The sequence below is a fragment of the Mucilaginibacter sp. P4_D1 genome, from assembly GCF_056401935.1.
In genome coordinates this window covers 37,536-53,200 of the sequence record NZ_JBFUIJ010000005.1, presented here as the reverse complement: position 1 = coordinate 53,200, position 15,665 = coordinate 37,536, and the positions used below count along the sequence as shown (strand labels likewise).

The 15,665-nt window shown below is 42.8% G+C and carries 15 protein-coding genes; 8 read left to right on the top strand and 7 right to left on the bottom strand.

Annotated elements, in window-relative coordinates; translation table 11 throughout:
- Window positions 1-12 precede the first annotated feature (12 nt).
- The 3 genes from AC1DV1_RS06950 to AC1DV1_RS06940 form a co-directional block, all read right to left on the bottom strand.
- Window positions 13-435: a molybdenum cofactor biosynthesis protein MoaE gene (locus AC1DV1_RS06950; RefSeq protein WP_477356928.1), complete on the bottom strand. Its 423-nt coding sequence runs from the start codon at window positions 433-435 to the stop codon at window positions 13-15.
- A complete protein-coding gene (locus AC1DV1_RS06945) occupies window positions 432-869 on the bottom strand; it encodes a GNAT family N-acetyltransferase (protein ID WP_477356926.1) in 438 nt (145 codons plus the stop codon). Before AC1DV1_RS06945 ends, AC1DV1_RS06950 begins: the two co-directional genes overlap by 4 nt.
- 101 nt (window positions 870-970) lie before the next feature.
- The gene (locus AC1DV1_RS06940) at window positions 971-1,213 is read right to left on the bottom strand and encodes a MoaD/ThiS family protein (RefSeq protein WP_477356924.1); all 243 of its coding nucleotides are present in this window, start codon (window positions 1,211-1,213) and stop codon (window positions 971-973) included.
- A 126-nt stretch (window positions 1,214-1,339) separates the two neighbouring features.
- Between AC1DV1_RS06940 and fdhD the strand changes: the two genes are divergently transcribed.
- Genes fdhD through AC1DV1_RS06925 form a run of 3 tightly spaced genes read left to right on the top strand, consistent with a single transcriptional unit; the run spans window position 1,340 to window position 4,913 of the window.
- Window positions 1,340-2,245, top strand: a complete 906-nt coding sequence (gene fdhD / locus AC1DV1_RS06935) for a formate dehydrogenase accessory sulfurtransferase FdhD (RefSeq protein WP_477356922.1) — start codon at window positions 1,340-1,342, stop codon at window positions 2,243-2,245.
- Complete coding sequence (locus tag AC1DV1_RS06930) at window positions 2,242-2,598, top strand: DUF7009 family protein (protein WP_477356920.1); 357 nt, start codon at window positions 2,242-2,244, stop codon at window positions 2,596-2,598. The genes fdhD and AC1DV1_RS06930 overlap by 4 nt, the downstream gene beginning before the upstream one ends.
- Window positions 2,595-4,913 (top strand): FdhF/YdeP family oxidoreductase, encoded by a 2,319-nt coding sequence (locus tag AC1DV1_RS06925; protein ID WP_477356918.1) that lies wholly within the window; start codon window positions 2,595-2,597, stop codon window positions 4,911-4,913. Before AC1DV1_RS06930 ends, AC1DV1_RS06925 begins: the two co-directional genes overlap by 4 nt.
- A 397-nt stretch (window positions 4,914-5,310) precedes the next feature.
- Here AC1DV1_RS06925 and AC1DV1_RS06920 read toward each other — a convergent pair whose 3' ends face one another.
- Window positions 5,311-6,564: an arsenic transporter gene (locus AC1DV1_RS06920; RefSeq protein WP_477356916.1), complete on the bottom strand. Its 1,254-nt coding sequence runs from the start codon at window positions 6,562-6,564 to the stop codon at window positions 5,311-5,313.
- 287 nt (window positions 6,565-6,851) lie between these two features.
- Between AC1DV1_RS06920 and AC1DV1_RS06915 the strand changes: the two genes are divergently transcribed.
- The 5 genes from AC1DV1_RS06915 to AC1DV1_RS06895 all read left to right on the top strand — a co-directional run bounded on the left by AC1DV1_RS06915 (window position 6,852) and on the right by AC1DV1_RS06895 (window position 13,483).
- The gene (locus AC1DV1_RS06915) at window positions 6,852-9,683 is read left to right on the top strand and encodes a TonB-dependent receptor (RefSeq protein WP_477356914.1); all 2,832 of its coding nucleotides are present in this window, start codon (window positions 6,852-6,854) and stop codon (window positions 9,681-9,683) included.
- A 27-nt stretch (window positions 9,684-9,710) separates the two neighbouring features.
- On the top strand, window positions 9,711-11,135 hold the full coding sequence (locus AC1DV1_RS06910) for a hypothetical protein (RefSeq protein ID WP_477356912.1): 1,425 nt from the start codon (window positions 9,711-9,713) through the stop codon (window positions 11,133-11,135).
- A 28-nt stretch (window positions 11,136-11,163) separates the two neighbouring features.
- On the top strand, window positions 11,164-12,183 hold the full coding sequence (locus tag AC1DV1_RS06905) for a hypothetical protein (protein ID WP_477356910.1): 1,020 nt from the start codon (window positions 11,164-11,166) through the stop codon (window positions 12,181-12,183).
- Window positions 12,184-12,226: 43 nt separating this feature from the next.
- Entirely contained in the window at window positions 12,227-12,790 is a 564-nt protein-coding gene (locus AC1DV1_RS06900; protein ID WP_477356908.1) for a histidine phosphatase family protein, read from the top strand.
- 93 nt (window positions 12,791-12,883) lie between these two features.
- Complete coding sequence (locus AC1DV1_RS06895; RefSeq protein ID WP_477356906.1) at window positions 12,884-13,483, top strand: phosphatase PAP2 family protein; 600 nt, start codon at window positions 12,884-12,886, stop codon at window positions 13,481-13,483.
- Window positions 13,484-13,505: 22 nt separating this feature from the next.
- Here AC1DV1_RS06895 and AC1DV1_RS06890 read toward each other — a convergent pair whose 3' ends face one another.
- The 3 genes from AC1DV1_RS06890 to AC1DV1_RS06880 all read right to left on the bottom strand — a co-directional run bounded on the left by AC1DV1_RS06890 (window position 13,506) and on the right by AC1DV1_RS06880 (window position 15,519).
- Entirely contained in the window at window positions 13,506-14,138 is a 633-nt protein-coding gene (locus AC1DV1_RS06890; protein ID WP_477356904.1) for an outer membrane beta-barrel protein, read from the bottom strand.
- 28 nt (window positions 14,139-14,166) lie between these two features.
- On the bottom strand, window positions 14,167-14,979 hold the full coding sequence (locus AC1DV1_RS06885) for a sterol desaturase family protein (protein ID WP_477356902.1): 813 nt from the start codon (window positions 14,977-14,979) through the stop codon (window positions 14,167-14,169).
- Between the two features lie 183 nt (window positions 14,980-15,162).
- Window positions 15,163-15,519, bottom strand: a complete 357-nt coding sequence (locus AC1DV1_RS06880) for a hypothetical protein (protein ID WP_477356900.1) — start codon at window positions 15,517-15,519, stop codon at window positions 15,163-15,165.
- Between the last annotated feature and the right edge of the window lie 146 nt (window positions 15,520-15,665).

Genomic DNA, 15,665 nt, shown 5'->3' with positions numbered 1-15,665 from the left:
TTTTAACTTTCCTCAGGGATGCGCCGCCACCCAAACGTCTCCGTCTTCAAAAGCCTCCTTTTTCCAGATAGGGACGGTTTGTTTTAAGGTATCTATAATGTAACGGCAGGCATCAAATGCAGCATCCCGGTGAGCGGCGGATACCGCGATAACTACCGGTACTTCGCCAACCTGCAATTCGCCGGTTCGGTGATGGATCAATATTTTTTGTACGGGCCATTTATCAAAAGCCTGGCTGGCTATCTTTTGCATTTCGCTGATAGCCATAGGTTCGTATGCTTCAAAATCAAGCTTTAGTACGGGTTTACCTTTGGTAGAGTTGCGTACTGTACCGATAAACACATCTATCCCGCCAGATTCGGGCGACATAATCCAATTGATACAAGCCTGGATATCCAGGGTTTCTGCCGATAATATAATTTGCGTATTGGTCATGCTTGTCGGTCGGCTAATGATTTCATTAAATACTTTGGCGATTCGTGGTAGTCCTGCCGGTAATAAAACCGGTGCGCATCAACCCTTCGTGAGTGGCAATGCACTTCAATCCGGTCGCATTTCCTTGCTATAGCTAAATTGGTAAAATGCTCTTCCAGCGCTTTGCCAACTCCCATGCTACGGGCATTTTCATCTACAGCAAAACAGCTGATCCGCGCAAAATCGCCTTTAACTGCCAGTTGCGTTAAAAAATCAAAAGCAATCAAGCCTAAAATTTTCCCATCTGATTCATATACCAAAACCTCCGATTGCGGCTGGCCCAGCATTCGTTCTAAATTTGCAGACAAAAAATCCCCGGTTCCAGGGTAGCCCAGCTGGTCCAGTAAATCTGATAATGCTGCCTGATCTGCTAATGTGGCTTTTCTGATGTTCATGATTGGGCGACAAAAAGTTTTCGGAGAAAAGGTGTCTGATAACGAAAAAGAATTTTGAATAGCTTGCTTTTGGATTCGAAAAAAGTTCCTGGTTATTAAACTTATCCTCCGCTCACCGGGGGGATAACAGCTATTTCGTCCCTCTCGTGGATGGTATCTCCCGGCAGTGCATATTCGTTATTTACCGCAACCATGTATGATGCCAGCTGCTTTAAACGGGGGTATTCCTTCTCCAGCGCGTATTTTAAATTCGAAATAGTAGCATCATTGGTTAACTCTAAACTAACCGAGCCGCTCCCGAAAATCTCCTTTGTAACACCAAATGCCAATACATTGATCTTCATTCCTCAAAATTAGGGCAAAATAGGATAGGATAAGCCATAGAAATATAAATAATTGATATTCAAAAACTCCTCCTTCGGGCCACTCGGGGGGCTAAACAACTTTCCATCTAAATTGTATATTTACATATGGCCGCCAATTCTGAACAGCATATTCCAATTATTAAAATGAATGCATCATCAGGTGTTATAACTACTGATACACTTGCTGTAGAAGAGCCATTGGAAATACGATTGGAATTCGGTACTGAGCCTGAACGCCAGACACAAAATATCTCGGTAACTATGCGAACGCCGGGTCACGATGCCGAACTTGCCAGAGGCTTTTTATTTACAGAAGGCATTATCAAAAATGCAGATGATGTTGCGGCCACAGTGCATTGCTTTATTGCCTGCGCCGGGGAAAAGGAGAACGTAATACTGGTTACGTTAAACCCGGGCATAGAGCCCAGCCTGCAAAATACCGGGCGTAATTTTTATACCACATCCAGCTGTGGCGTTTGCGGTAAGGGCTCTATCGATGCCATCCGTACCGTAAGCAGTTTCGCTGCACAGGAGGCCGATGAGGATACCATTTTAACGGATGTTTTATACCAGTTACCCCTCATTTTAGAAAGACATCAGCGCGTATTTGCCAATACGGGTGGTTTACACGCTTCGGCCCTGTTTACCACACAGGGCGAACTTTTGCTGTTGCGCGAGGATGTGGGCAGGCACAACGCACTTGATAAGCTGATAGGGGCTGCACTTGGCTATGGCTGGCTGCCTTTGCGGCAAACCGTATTGCTACTAAGTGGCAGGGCAAGTTTTGAATTGGTGCAAAAAGCAGCAATGGCAGGCATTAATATTATAGCGGCTGTCGGCGCGCCATCAAGCCTGGCCGTGCAATTGGCCGAAGAGTTTAATATGACGCTGATAGGTTTTTTGCGCGATGAACGTTTTAATATTTACACCGCGGCCCACCGCGTACAGATACCGGGCAGTAAAATTGCCGATAACGGCCGGGTTACTGCCGAAAATATACAACACCCATGAAAATACGTATTAAAGGCAACTCATTAAGATACAGGCTTACCAAAAGCGATATTGCACAGTTGGCAGAAGAAGGCCATCTGCAGGAAGAAGTAGATTTTGGCAGCCAGCAACTATACTATGCCATTAAAGTGGTTGATGACGACCACCTGTCATCAATATTCAGGGAGAATACGATTATCCTGTTTGTGCCAAAAAATGTGATTACGGAACTGGCAGAAACTGATAAGGTAGGTTTTGAAGGCAAACACGGCAGCCTGAATTTATTAGTTGAAAAAGATTTTACCTGTCTTGATAATGTGGCCGAAGACCAGAGTGATAACTACACAAACCCCTTGCTGACTAAAAAGATATGAGCGAGCACATCAAAGAGCAACCTGCTGCAGAAAATCCGGAAGAACTGCTCGACCTGAAAATAACCAAACCCAAAACATGGGCAGCCGGCATTCCGGCTGTAACAGTTGCTATGGTTGATATTCTGCAGGAGTCGGGGTTTGTGCGGGGCATGGAAGGCTTGTTTAAGATGAACAAGAAAGATGGTTTTGACTGCTCTGGCTGCGCCTGGCCCGATCCGGATGATGACCGGTCGCCAATTGCCGAGTATTGCGAGAATGGCGCAAAAGCCCTTGCCGAAGAAGCCACCACCAAAAAGCTCACGGCTGAATTTTTTGCCCAAAACTCTGTTTTTGATTTAGCCAAACTAAACGATTACGAGATAGGCAAAAAAGGCCGGATAGCGCAGCCTGTATATCTGCCTAAAGGCGCGTCGCATTACCAACCCATCAGTTGGGACGATGCTTTTAAAAAGATAGCCGATAAATTGAATAGCCTGGCATCGCCAAATGAGGCTGCATTTTATACCTCGGGGCGCACCAGTAACGAAGCTTCGTTTACCTACCAGCTATTTATCCGCGAGTATGGTACCAACAATATGCCCGATTGCTCAAATATGTGCCATGAATCAACCAGCCTGGGGCTGGCCGAGGCCATTGGCATAGGCAAGGGAACGGTTACGTTAAATGATTTTTATGATACCGATGTAATTATTATCATAGGGCAAAACCCCGGCACCAATCATCCCAGGATGCTTAGCGCCCTGGAAAAGGCCAAGCAATATGGTTCTAAGATCATTGCTGTAAATCCGCTGCATGAGGCGGGGTTGATGGGTTTTAAAAATCCGCAAACGGTGAAAGGCGTATTAGGGATAACCACCCAATTAGCCGATTTGTATCTACAGGTGAAGATCAACGGCGATATGGCCTTATTGAAGGCTATCGAAAAGCTGCTATATAAAGCTGAATTGGAATCTCCCGGTACGGTGTTCGACCATGAATTTATAAAAAACAATACCGAAGGTTATGTGGCATTTTTAAACCATCTTAATGAATACGATTTAAACCACCTGGCTAATGAAGCCGGCGTGCCTTTAGCACAAATAGAACAAGCAGCCGATATGCTCAAGGATAAAACCCGCATTATTATTTGTTGGGCCATGGGCGTTACCCAGCATAAAAACGGCGTTGCCACCGTTAAAGAAATTGTTAACCTGGCTATGCTTAAAGGCGCTATAGGTAAACCGGGCGCTGGCCTTTGCCCGGTACGTGGCCACAGCAATGTGCAGGGTAACCGTACCATGATGATATTTGACAAGCCTAAACCTAAACAACTGGACAAGCTGAAAGAGGTTTTTGGTTTTGAGCCGCCACGCGAACATGGTTACGATGTAGTAGAGTCGATACAGGCGATGCACGAGGGTAAGCTGAAGGTGTTTTTTGCCATGGGAGGTAATTTTCTTTCGGCTACGCCGGATACCACTTATACAGCCGATGCAATGCGTAAGCTCGAGATGTCTGTTCATGTATCTACCAAACTTAACCGCAGCCATCTGGTACATGGCGATGAAGCTTTGATATTGCCAACGCTTTCGCGTAGTGATAAAGATATGGTTAATGGCGAAGCGCAGTTCATCAGCTGCGAAAACTCGATGGGGGTGGTGCAAATGTCGAAGGGAATGCTGGAGCCCATCTCCACAGATTTGTTGAGTGAGAACCAGATTGTTTGCAGGCTGGCTAAAGCCACATTGGGCAAGCGTTCTGTTATTGATTGGGATAGGTACGCCAAAAGTTATGACGCTGTGCGTGATGACATTGCCAAAGTAATTCCTGGTTTTGAGGATTATAATCAAAAGGTGCGTGTACCGGCGGGCTTTTATTTGCCTAATGGCCCGCGGGAAGGCAAGTTTGAAAATATTAAGTTTGGCAATAAGGTTGATTTTAACATTGCCGGCCTACCAATACATGAACCCAAAACAGGGGAATTCCGGATGACAACCATCCGCAGCCATGATCAGTTTAACACGACCATCTACGGGCTGAACGACCGCTACCGCGGAGTTCATAATGAGCGCCGCGTAATATTCATGAACGAGAAAGACATGGCCAAAGCCGCGTTTAAAGAAGGGGAACATGTAGACCTTTACAATAACTTTGGCGGGGTTGAGCGCGTGGCCCGCCTGTTTGTGGTGGTTCCGTATAACATCCCCGAAGGAAACACTGCAACCTATTACCCCGAAGCCAACGTATTGATCCCGATTGACAGTGTAGCCGAAGGAAGTAATACGCCTACTTCAAAACTAGTGTTTATCAGTATAAAAAAGCACAAGGTTAAGTGAGGTTTTGGAATGGCCTTTAAATAGATTGCTATAAAGCATCCTGTTTTTAAGCCTAAGTTTTAAAATCCAAGGATTCTTAAGGCGAAACGACGTTCAAAGATAAACTACTGTCATCCTGAGAAACGAAAGATCTATTCGCTAACTTTTCTATCGGTCATACACCGCTGACAGATCCTTCGTTCCTCGGGATGACAGGAATTTAATTAGGTAGGAAACAAGGTATCTGTCGACATGCATAACCTATATAAAGTCGACAGGTGCTTGTTTCAACTCTTAGGAAACTTTAACCGAGGGCTTTTCCCCAAGAAAATCATTGGGTTTTGCCGCCAATGGATGACATTCTTGTTGTTCGAACGTCCGTTCGTCCCCTAACGACAATTTGATTCTTTTAAAAAAATTATATCCACAACGCCGCTAAAGCAAACAGCAATGCAACCGTCATAATTAACGCCCCCAGCTTTAAAAATGTCCAAAAGCTTACATATAGTCCTTCGCGGCGTAGGGCAACCAGCCATAGGATGGTTGCCAATGAGCCTGTTACCGACAGATTTGGCCCCAGGTCGATGCCAATGAGTACCGAACTTTTGATAATTTCGGGTACATTGCCTTGAACAACATTGCCGGCTATTAACCCGGCTGGCAGGTTATTCATCAGGTTACAGGCAAACGCGGTAATTATGCCGCTGCCCCAGGCTGTTGCATTTACAGCGTGGGCGGCGTTCTCATGAAGCAAGGCTGTCAAACGTTCTATGATGCCGGTTTTGCCCAGCGCCTCCACAATAATAAATAACCCGGCAACCAGCGGCAGCACCGCCCATGAAACTCCCTTTACCACCATCCACGGATTTTTTTTAGCCCTGATAATTACAATGGCTGATGTTAAAACTCCCGTTATGGCAGTTGGCAGGCCCAATTGAATATCAAATGCCGATGCAATTAATAAAATAATGGCTGTAGCACCTATACCAATGATGGCTGTTTTGCCCCCTTGTGCCAAAACCGGGATAGTTATATCTGTTTCAATTTTTGCTTTTAAAGCCTCACGCTGGGTAAAGCGTAGCATGATATAAGTAACTGTAATAGCAAAAAAAGAAGGCAAAATATATTGCGGCAACCAGTGTAGTAGTGGTGGCATATGGCTGCCGTAAATTACCAGGTTGGCCGGGTTTGATATGGGCAACACAAACGAAGCAGCATTGGCTATAAACGCGCAAATTAACAGGTAGGGCAGGGGCTTATCAACTTTAGCGGCCTTTACAGCAGCTGCCACTGCCGGGGTGAGTACAACCGCTGTGGCATCGTTTGATAAGAATGTAGTAACCACCACACCAACCAGGTATATAAGCAGGAAAAGCCTGTTTGCTGATCCTTTGGCCATTCGTGTGGCGTGAGCCGCCAGCCAGTCAAATAGCTTTTCTTCGCGGGCCGTTTCTGCAAGCAGCATCATGCCGGTTAAAAACAGGTATACATCGGTACCTTTGGCAATGCCGACTAAGCCGTCTGAAGGTAATATTAGTCCAAATACGATCAGCAAAATAGCCCCTGATATCGCCCAAGCTACCTCTGGTATTTTAAACGGCCTTATAATTACCCCCGCTATGGCAAAAAAAGAAATAATCCAGATATAAATATGCCCCATATAATAATTCAAAGATGTTGAATTAATTGATTATAGACACACAATCGCTTTTATTTTGACAGATCTTCTGAATACTATTCAGCATTGCCCGGCGACTTAGCCGACATCAAATGCATTTAGTTGGTGTTAAATTGCTTTGTTCTGATGTTTATTTATTGTTAATAAAAAGTGTGTTTATAATGAAGGAGTTACTCTATTGTTAAGTTATTGAAACCATTGGGTTAATTAATGAAAAATGGAACAAAAATTCAAAATTGCTACAGATTTGATGGGGTTTCTTTGCGGAAAATATCGTGTTAATGAAACAGATTTATTCAGCCTTGATCTTCATTTTTTTCGTCTCAGGTTCTTATGCTTCTACTATATCGGGCTCTGTTTTTGACAAACGTGTTAGCGAACAACTTGTTGGCGCAACACTGGTACTACAGCCCGGCCCGGTTAAAACCGTTTCAATGCTTAATGGAAAATATGTATTGAGTAATTTAAAAGCGGGTACTTATAAATTAAAGGTTTCATACATTGGTTATGTATCAATTGATACTACGATAACACTTGCAGACAATCAAAATTTAAAGCTAAACTTCGCCCTTGTCTCAAATACTTCCAGCTTAAATGGTGTAACCATATCCGCAAAGGGCAATAAAGAATCGGACAGGTACGCAAAAAGGGCTGAGCAAAGGGCCGATAATCTGGTGAATATCGTGTCGGCCAATTCCATTGCTATATCGCCTGATATTACGGTTGCCAACGTGCTGGCACGTGTTTCAGGTGTTTCCATCGAAAGAGGGAATACAGGCGACGGCCAGTATGCCATTATCAGGGGTATGGACAAGCGTTATAATACTACGTTGATAAACGGGGTTAAAATCCCAAGTCCGGATAATAAGAACCGGTATGTACCATTAGATATATTCCCGGCAGATTTGGTTGAACGTATAGAAATTTCAAAATCGTTAACTCCCGATATGGAAGGCGATGCCTCCGGTGGCGTTATTAACATGGTGATGAAAACAGCGCCGGACGAATTCAGGTTAGAGGGAAATGTTGGCGCAGGCTATAGCCAGTTATTTTCAAAAAGACCATTTGACAGTTTCAACACATCATCAATAAATAAACAATCGCCAGCCGAAATTTTGGGAAATGGTGTTTATGCGCCGGTTTCTTCTTTTCCTTACAATAACCTGATAACAGGTACAAAAAAGACCCCTATCAACAGCAATTTTAGCTTAACAATAGGCGATAGGTTTTTAAATAAAAAACTCGGCGTTATTTTTTCAGGCACTTACCAAAATACCTATGCGGGCAACAATACATCAGTATTGGTTCAAAATGCCACATTAGGGCCGGCGGCAGGCCCCAACGCCACTATGACACAGGTTTTCCCCGATTACCAAACCCGCAAATACTCTTCCTTAACCAATAGGCTTGGTTTGATCTCGACAATCGACTATAAATTTAATGCAGATAATACGGTAAGCCTGTTCGGTACTTACCTGCAACTAAACGAAGACCGGGTACGGTCAACCAATGATATTCTTTTGGGTAATTATTCTTATAACGGTTATATCGGCGGTTTTCAAAACAACAACCAAACTCAAACCAGGCAGGATTTGCAGAGCATTTACAGCCTGATATTACATGGTAACAATAAACTCGCTTCGTTTTTTACTACAGACTGGTCGTTAGTTTATTCACAGGCCAAACAGCAACTGCCAGATTACGCAGCGTTCAATACTTCGCAGCAAATTAGCCCTAATGCTTCGGGTACGGCCACATCACTCTCATACGGACCCGTCTCGGTAGAAAAAGAAACACGTGAATGGACCCGCAATACAGATAGGGACATATCCGGTTATTTGAATTTGCATTACAGCACCAAAATAAACAATCATACTACACAAATTGGTTTTGGCGGTATGGCAAGGCACAAAAACAGGGACAACTACGATAACCAGTATAAGCTGAGCCCGGTTCCGGATGCTGATTCAACTTATCAGAAATACGTTTCTATCCCGGCTTCGCAATTTAAATTTATACCCAACACCGATGCGTTAGGTACAGCATTTAGTAACCCTGGGGTATATACTTTTCAAGAAAACATTCAGGCAGGATATGTACAGGCAAAGTATTTTATAAACGACCGTTTTGACGTTCTATTTGGGTTACGGGCCGAGCATACATCACAATCATATGATTCATCGTTACCGGCAACTATAGCGGGTAAATCGGCATCTATAACTTATACTGATTATTTGCCAAGTGTTAACGCTAAGTATGCGTTAAGTAATAACCAGGCTTTAAGGTTATCTTATTTTAAATCGGTTTTGCGCCCTGCGTATTCAGACCTGGTACCGTACCAGGATAATACCGGCTTTGCTACAGATAATTTTCCGATACAAGGTAACCCGCATTTGCAACATTCGGTTATCGATAATTTCGATTTCAGGTACGAGGTTTTTCCGAACGGTTTAGATCAGTTTATGGTTGGTGCATTTTATAAAACAATTACCAACCCTATTGAATATGCCCTGGTGCAAACAGATTTTTCGGCCAATCTTACGTTAAGCCCATACAATTTTGGAACAGCCCATAACTATGGCTTAGAGGCGGTTTTCAGAAAATTTTTTGGAAATATAGGTGTGTCGGGTAATTATACTTATACGCATTCTGTAATTAACTCTACCAAGAAATTTACTTACGTAGATCCTGCCGACAATAGCTTTCACAATATCGACGTAAACCAATCAAGGCCCTTACAGGGGCAATCGGCTCATGTGGGCAACTTCTCTTTATTGTATAAGGATAGCAAACATAAATTAGATGCCCAACTTGCCGCGGTTTACACCGGCGAAAGAATAAATACCCTGTCATTATATAAAGATCTTGATAACTGGGAAAGGCCAACTATCAACCTCGATTTCTCGGCCCAGAAGGAGTTCAGCGAGCATTACATTGTATATGTAAAAGTTAACAACCTGCTAAACACGCCCTATAAATTAATAATAAAACAATCAAATAAAGCTTATAGCGGCAATAATAAGCTGCCTATACAGGATAGCCCTAACTATGCCACGGTAGAAAACGATAAGTTTTACGCCAGGTTCCTGGTTGGTTTCCGGTTCAAATTTTAACAATAAATTACTATAACCCATTTAATCATGAAAAATTTAAGAAATGCATTGGTTTGCCTATCAGTATTGGTACTGGCAGCGTGCAGCAAAAGTAAAGATAACGCCGTTATATCGGCTCCGCTGCTGCAAGTAGGGCAGGCGGTTAGCAATACTGCGCCCCTATCCGGCTCAATCAAAGGCACAATGCTTGCCGGCAAAACGTACACCGTATCTGGCGATGTTACCATTAATGCAACCGATACGCTTTTAATTCAAAAAGGGGTTACTGTAAAAGTAACTAACTCTGCTACTTTTATTGTGAAAGGCACCTTGGTTAGTTTAGGTACAAAAGATGCCCCGGTTACTATAACTGATCCGCGCAGAACTAAAACTACAGGTAACTCAACAGCCGCAACAGATTCTGCATATGCAGGCGGATGGGGCGGTATTTACGCCGATGTTACCTGCAAATTGTTAGTTATTAAGTGGACACACCTTGATTTTGCAGGCGCTGGCTTAAAATCGCCTCCGTTCACTGGCCCATCAACTGGCGATCAGTATGCTATATACTGGCAAAATCCAAATGGGAGCTTCATTTTAGAAGATTCGTGGATTTATGGTACGCCTGATGATGCTGTTCGTTTTTACGGTGGCAACATCAACATGATGAGAAACACATTAGAAAAATGCGGAGGCCTTGGCGGCGATGGTTTTAATGCAAAAGGTGGTACACAAGGCAATATGGCATACAACCTTATTATTGGTGGTGCTACAAATGGTACAAAATCTGCAAATGACGGTGCAAAAGGCTCAATCCAATGCCAGATAGCCATGTACAATAATACTTACGTGAATGGTGGTTTCAGAAACCATGGCGTTTACGGTGCCCGTTCCGGATCTGTAGAGGTTGAAAATAATTCAAGGGCTTTAGCTTACAACAACCTTATTGTTGATTGCGATTTTGGTGTGCGCATTGCAGGTGGTAACAACGTTACTGCTAAAGTTTATTTAGCCGATACTTTAAGCCACGCTGATGGCCCTATTACTAAAACAGCTTATGGTTATAATTTTTATTATGCCGATAACGTTGCTATTGCCAATCAGTTTGTACCTACAAACATAGCGCAGGCAGTTGTTACTCATCCTCAGGCTACTGATATCCCTAACTTAAAAGCATTTTTAGGTACTTCTTACATCTTCGGTTTTAAATATGATGGTACATCGTTGGTAGGTAAAAACAACCCAATGTTTGTAAACTACCCGCTTCCGAACCTGAATTTTGTAAACCAGGCCTCTGTTGATGCATTTAACTTCCGTCTTCAGGCAGGCTCACCTGCTGTAGGCAAAGGTTATACCAGCTTTAGTGCTATTGCTAATGTTCCGGTTGATCCAAACTTTGGTTCAAGTGGTATAACGCCTCCGGGTAAAGATATCGGTTGCTACCAAACTGATGGTACCGGTAACCAACACTAATGTTTATTAGTTAAATACAAATTATAGTATGACAACCCCGTTTAATGTAACCAAAACAACAAAATACATTAAATGTGGGTTGTTTTGTTTTTTGATAATTGTTGCAACGGCCTGTAAAAAAACAGGCAGCAGTATTGTGCCGGTAAAAGATACGGTGGCAATAATACCGCCGGTTACCCCGGTTGTATTTCCCTCTCCAACTTATGATCCTGCGTCGTTAGATACTACAAGGCTATTTAACGCGGTGCCGGTAACCAATCATCTTTTCCGGACAGATCTGGTAGAGATATCGGGCATCGCCGCAAGCAGGTTAACCCCTGGATTGCTATATATTCATAACGATAGCGGCAACCCAAACCAGGTTTACCTTACCAACGGAAGCGGTGCCGATAAAGGAACGCTTACTTTAACCCAGGAAAGCAACCGCGATTGGGAAGATATAGCCGTAGGCCCGGGTCCTGTTGCAGGTAAAAGCTATGTTTATGTGGCCGATATAGGCGATAACGACGCGAAATATAAAACGGTAATAATTTACCGTTTCCCGGAACCCGATTTAACCGGGAAAGTTCTGCCGGTTACAATGGATATAACCGACGTAGATAAAATAGAATTAAGATATCCGGATGGCTCGCGTAATGCCGAGACCCTAATGATTGACCCAAAAACAACGGATATTTATATTGCCAGTAAAGAGAATAACCTTTCAAAAATTTATGTTGCCAGGTATCCACAAAGTACTATTGCGGTAACAATTTTAACTCCTGTTGTTAAGTTGCTGTTTAACAAAGCTACAAGTGGCGATATATCTGCCGATGGTAGCGAAATTTTATTGAGGAGCAAGGAGTCTATATGGTACTGGAAGTTGCCCACAGGCCTTTCCATAACTGCCGGGCTGCTCACAAAGCCGCAATACGCCCCTTACTTTAATAACGAACCGCAAGGCGAAGGTGTATGTTTTGCTGCGGATGGCTCCGGATATTATACAAACACCGAAGTAAGGGACTATCCTGGTTCTTTAGCAACTATTTCTTTTTATAAAAGAAAATAATCCCGAATACGAGTCATCTTAATAATTGATTTAAAACCCCAAAATGAAGTTTTTTAAAATTTTATTTATTGCAACTATTGCTATAAACGCTTGTTGTTTAAATGCCTTTGGTCAAAAAAGCATTTCCAATGATTTAAAAATAGTCTTCATCCGCCATGCTGAGAAGCCGCTTAAAGGCGATAACCTTACCTGCGAGGGTTTAAACCGGTCATTAAAGCTTCCGGCGGTAATAACCGCCAAATTTGGTATCCCGGCATTTATATTTGTGCCCGGTCTAGGTTTAGGCGAGGCTACAAAGCATGCCCGTATGTTTGAAACTATTGTGCCGCTTGCTGTTAAATATAATTTAGTCGTTAACAGCAGTCGCGCCCAAAAAGATTCGTTAGGATTAGCGGCCGATCTTAAAAGCCGCTCTGGCGTGGTTTTGGTAGCGTGGGAACACGGGGGCATTGCACCCGTTGTAAGGGCGCTGGGTATAGAAGATGCAGGTTTAAAATGGCCCGATGACGATTATGACAGCATTTGGGTAGTAACCTTTAAAAATGGTGAAGCTGTTTTAACTAAAGATAAAGAAGGTATTGTACCCGCAGTTGGTTGCGCTTTTTAATAAATACAGCAAAACAGTATATTGCAAAGCTTTTATTAAACCAAGTACTTATTTAGTTTGAACGCGCGCCGAAAACAGATTCTTAACTATACCATGGCAGCCATCACCGTGGGTTTCGTGTTGCTTACCGTATTTGTTTATTTCGACCCGGCTTCTGTGTTCGATCTCAATTTTTCAAAAGAGGTGCAGGAACACCAGAACCCTGTTTTGGACAGTATCATGGAAGCTATAAGCTGGCCGGGATATGTGCCGGCATCGCCTGTCATTGTACTTTGCACCGCCCTTATCTTCTTTATATTCAAATATAAAAAGGAGGCTTTGTTTGTGGTGCTAACCATGTTATCGGGCCTTATCAGTACGGTTATTAAGGTGGCTGTAAACAGGCCCAGGCCAACGGAAGACCTTATCAGGGTAGTAGCAAAAAATCAGCAGCAAAGTTTTCCCAGCGGTCACGTGTTGTTTTACGTAATTTTTTTCGGTTTCTTAATCATCCTTATGCTGCGGCTCGAAGCCATCCCCAAAGCTATAAAGGTCATTGTTTCGGCCATTTGCCTGCTTTTGATTTTTGCGGTGCCGGTGTCAAGGGTATACCTGGGCGCCCATTGGTTTACCGATGTATTGGGCGGATTTTTGCTGGGCATCATCTGCCTGTATATATTGGGCTATCAATACCTTAAAACAGAGTCAAAATAAGCCGGATCAATTTTGCTTTTGCTTAAAATAAAACAGTAGTAAACCCAACGCTAACATTTAAGCTTTGCGGGTTAAGTAAATGATAATTGCCGCGGGGCGACAGGTAAAAGTACGAAGGTTCAAATACCAGGGCAAAATGCTCGGCCAGGTAGTACTCTGCCCCGGCGCTAAGTTTAAAAGATAAATGGCGGCGGCTTACCTGGTCAACTGTTATAGTGCCGGTTTTAAAATTTACTCTGTCGTAACTGTTTATGCCAAGGCCGGGCTGTATCAATCCAAACAACTTTATTGCGCCGGCTTTATGCCTGTAACCCACACCCAATGAAAAAATGGATGAAGATAACTTCCCGGTGTTAACATTAGTGGGCGAATTTGAGTACACCTCTTTATAATGGTTTGTTATTGCATCGTAATTAAACCTGTAAAACAGCGCATTTCCTTCAACCGGCCTAAACTCAAGTGCGGTGGTAATCATCAGCCCCGCCTGCATATCCAGATCTGATTTTACATTGCCCAGTGGCTGGCTTAAACCTATAGCGCCCGGGAAATAGAATTTAGACATAATGCCGTTACTTTGCCCGTAGCTATTATCACTACATCCAAAGGTTATCAGCAACAATAAAATACAGGTAATTAGTAATGATGATAACTTCATACTTGGCGTTGAAACATAACTTACAGGATTATTTACGTTCCAGCTTCTGAAACGGAATTTTCAGTATATTTAAAAATACGCTGTTTTTTGAAGGCTCCAGGTGCGTATCTACCCCAAATATGGTTTTCTCGTTTTCAAGCTCAGCAAAGGTGCCAAAAAGGCGGTCCCAGATGCTTAAAACATCACCATAGTTACAATCGGTATAAGGCAGCTGGTAATGGTGGTGCACATGGTGCAAATTAGGTGTAATAAAAACCAGGCCCACTATTTTGTTGATACGATTGGGTAGCCTGAGCGTGGTATGCGCCGCTATATTTGAAAACGTTTGCACGGTTTGTCTTAAAACAAGCACCATAGCCACGGGGCCCAGCAAGAAAACCCAAAGCATCTGGAAACTGGTGCGTACAAAAGTTTCGCCCGGATGCTCCCTTACAGTGGTTGAAACATCAACCTTTAAATCGCTGTGATGAACAAGGTGGAACTTCCATAGAAAATCAAACTTGTGCATAATAACATGATAAATGTACTCGCAAAGGTCCATCAGTATAAATAAACTGGTATAGTATACCCATGGGTTTTTATGAAAAGGCAAATAATTAATAARGCCCCAATGGTGCTGGTTTACCCAGGCAGAAACAAGCAGTACAAGGCTTATCATAGCTAACTGCACCGGAAGTGCCGTTAAAATAAAAAGCAGGTTTACACGCGTATGTTTAAACTTTTCAGTGGCAATACTATTTGTAAAAATAACTTCGCTGCACCATAATAACGTAATAATCACGGCAAAATAAGCCAGTTGTACTATATCCTGATTTTTGGCAATAAAGGACTGGGCCATCATTGAATATCGGTATTGAATTATGAGTATTAAGAAAGTCAGTCAGCGCGCTGAAAATTAACGCTATGTAACAAACATATATACAAATTCTGAGTGAATGTTGAAGTATTGCCCGATGTTAATGGAATTTTAAATTAATATTGATTTTGGGCTGAGTAAGTTTAGCTGCGTCGAACTAACGTTTGGTTATTTATCCAATTTAAACCTTATGGTAACAGCATTTCGCCCCCGGTAATATTTGGCAGTGATAAAGGCCGGCAATTTATCATAAGAATCAAGGACGTTGGAGAGTACAAAATATTCGATTTTTTGGATATACCTTGACTGGAACATCAGGTGATTGCTTGCATCGGGGTGGCCGCTGTTGGCATAATAGGTTACGGAACCCATTTGTATTTGGCTTGCCCCGCTAAAACCATTGGCCAAATTAAGTTTAATTTGCTGGYCGTGAAAATTTGCAGTGTAGGTGGCAGCACCCGGCTGGGCAAAACAGAAAAAAGGCGATGCTATTAGCAATAAAATGAATAAAGTTTTAGGCTGCATAAAATCGGATTATGACAATGTTACGGAGAATGATTCACGTAGGTTACAAAATTAATTGAAAATTAAAATTCAAAAGTCAAAATTGACTGTCTGATTGAATAATAAATAAAACATATCGGCGAATAACAAAGTTTCACACACCACTT

What these genes read in the sequence shown, in the direction of transcription:
- AC1DV1_RS06950 (WP_477356928.1), bottom strand. Translation starts at nt 435, where the DNA reads ATGACCAATACGCAAATTATATTATCGGCAGAAACCCTGGATATCCAG.
- AC1DV1_RS06945 (WP_477356926.1), bottom strand. Translation starts at nt 869, where the DNA reads ATGAACATCAGAAAAGCCACATTAGCAGATCAGGCAGCATTATCAGAT.
- AC1DV1_RS06940 (WP_477356924.1), bottom strand. Translation starts at nt 1,213, where the DNA reads ATGAAGATCAATGTATTGGCATTTGGTGTTACAAAGGAGATTTTCGGG.
- fdhD (WP_477356922.1), top strand. Translation starts at nt 1,340, where the DNA reads ATGGCCGCCAATTCTGAACAGCATATTCCAATTATTAAAATGAATGCA.
- AC1DV1_RS06930 (WP_477356920.1), top strand. Translation starts at nt 2,242, where the DNA reads ATGAAAATACGTATTAAAGGCAACTCATTAAGATACAGGCTTACCAAA.
- AC1DV1_RS06925 (WP_477356918.1), top strand. Translation starts at nt 2,595, where the DNA reads ATGAGCGAGCACATCAAAGAGCAACCTGCTGCAGAAAATCCGGAAGAA.
- AC1DV1_RS06915 (WP_477356914.1), top strand. Translation starts at nt 6,852, where the DNA reads ATGAAACAGATTTATTCAGCCTTGATCTTCATTTTTTTCGTCTCAGGT.
- AC1DV1_RS06910 (WP_477356912.1), top strand. Translation starts at nt 9,711, where the DNA reads ATGAAAAATTTAAGAAATGCATTGGTTTGCCTATCAGTATTGGTACTG.
- AC1DV1_RS06905 (WP_477356910.1), top strand. Translation starts at nt 11,164, where the DNA reads ATGACAACCCCGTTTAATGTAACCAAAACAACAAAATACATTAAATGT.
- AC1DV1_RS06900 (WP_477356908.1), top strand. Translation starts at nt 12,227, where the DNA reads ATGAAGTTTTTTAAAATTTTATTTATTGCAACTATTGCTATAAACGCT.
- AC1DV1_RS06895 (WP_477356906.1), top strand. Translation starts at nt 12,884, where the DNA reads ATGGCAGCCATCACCGTGGGTTTCGTGTTGCTTACCGTATTTGTTTAT.
- AC1DV1_RS06890 (WP_477356904.1), bottom strand. Translation starts at nt 14,138, where the DNA reads ATGAAGTTATCATCATTACTAATTACCTGTATTTTATTGTTGCTGATA.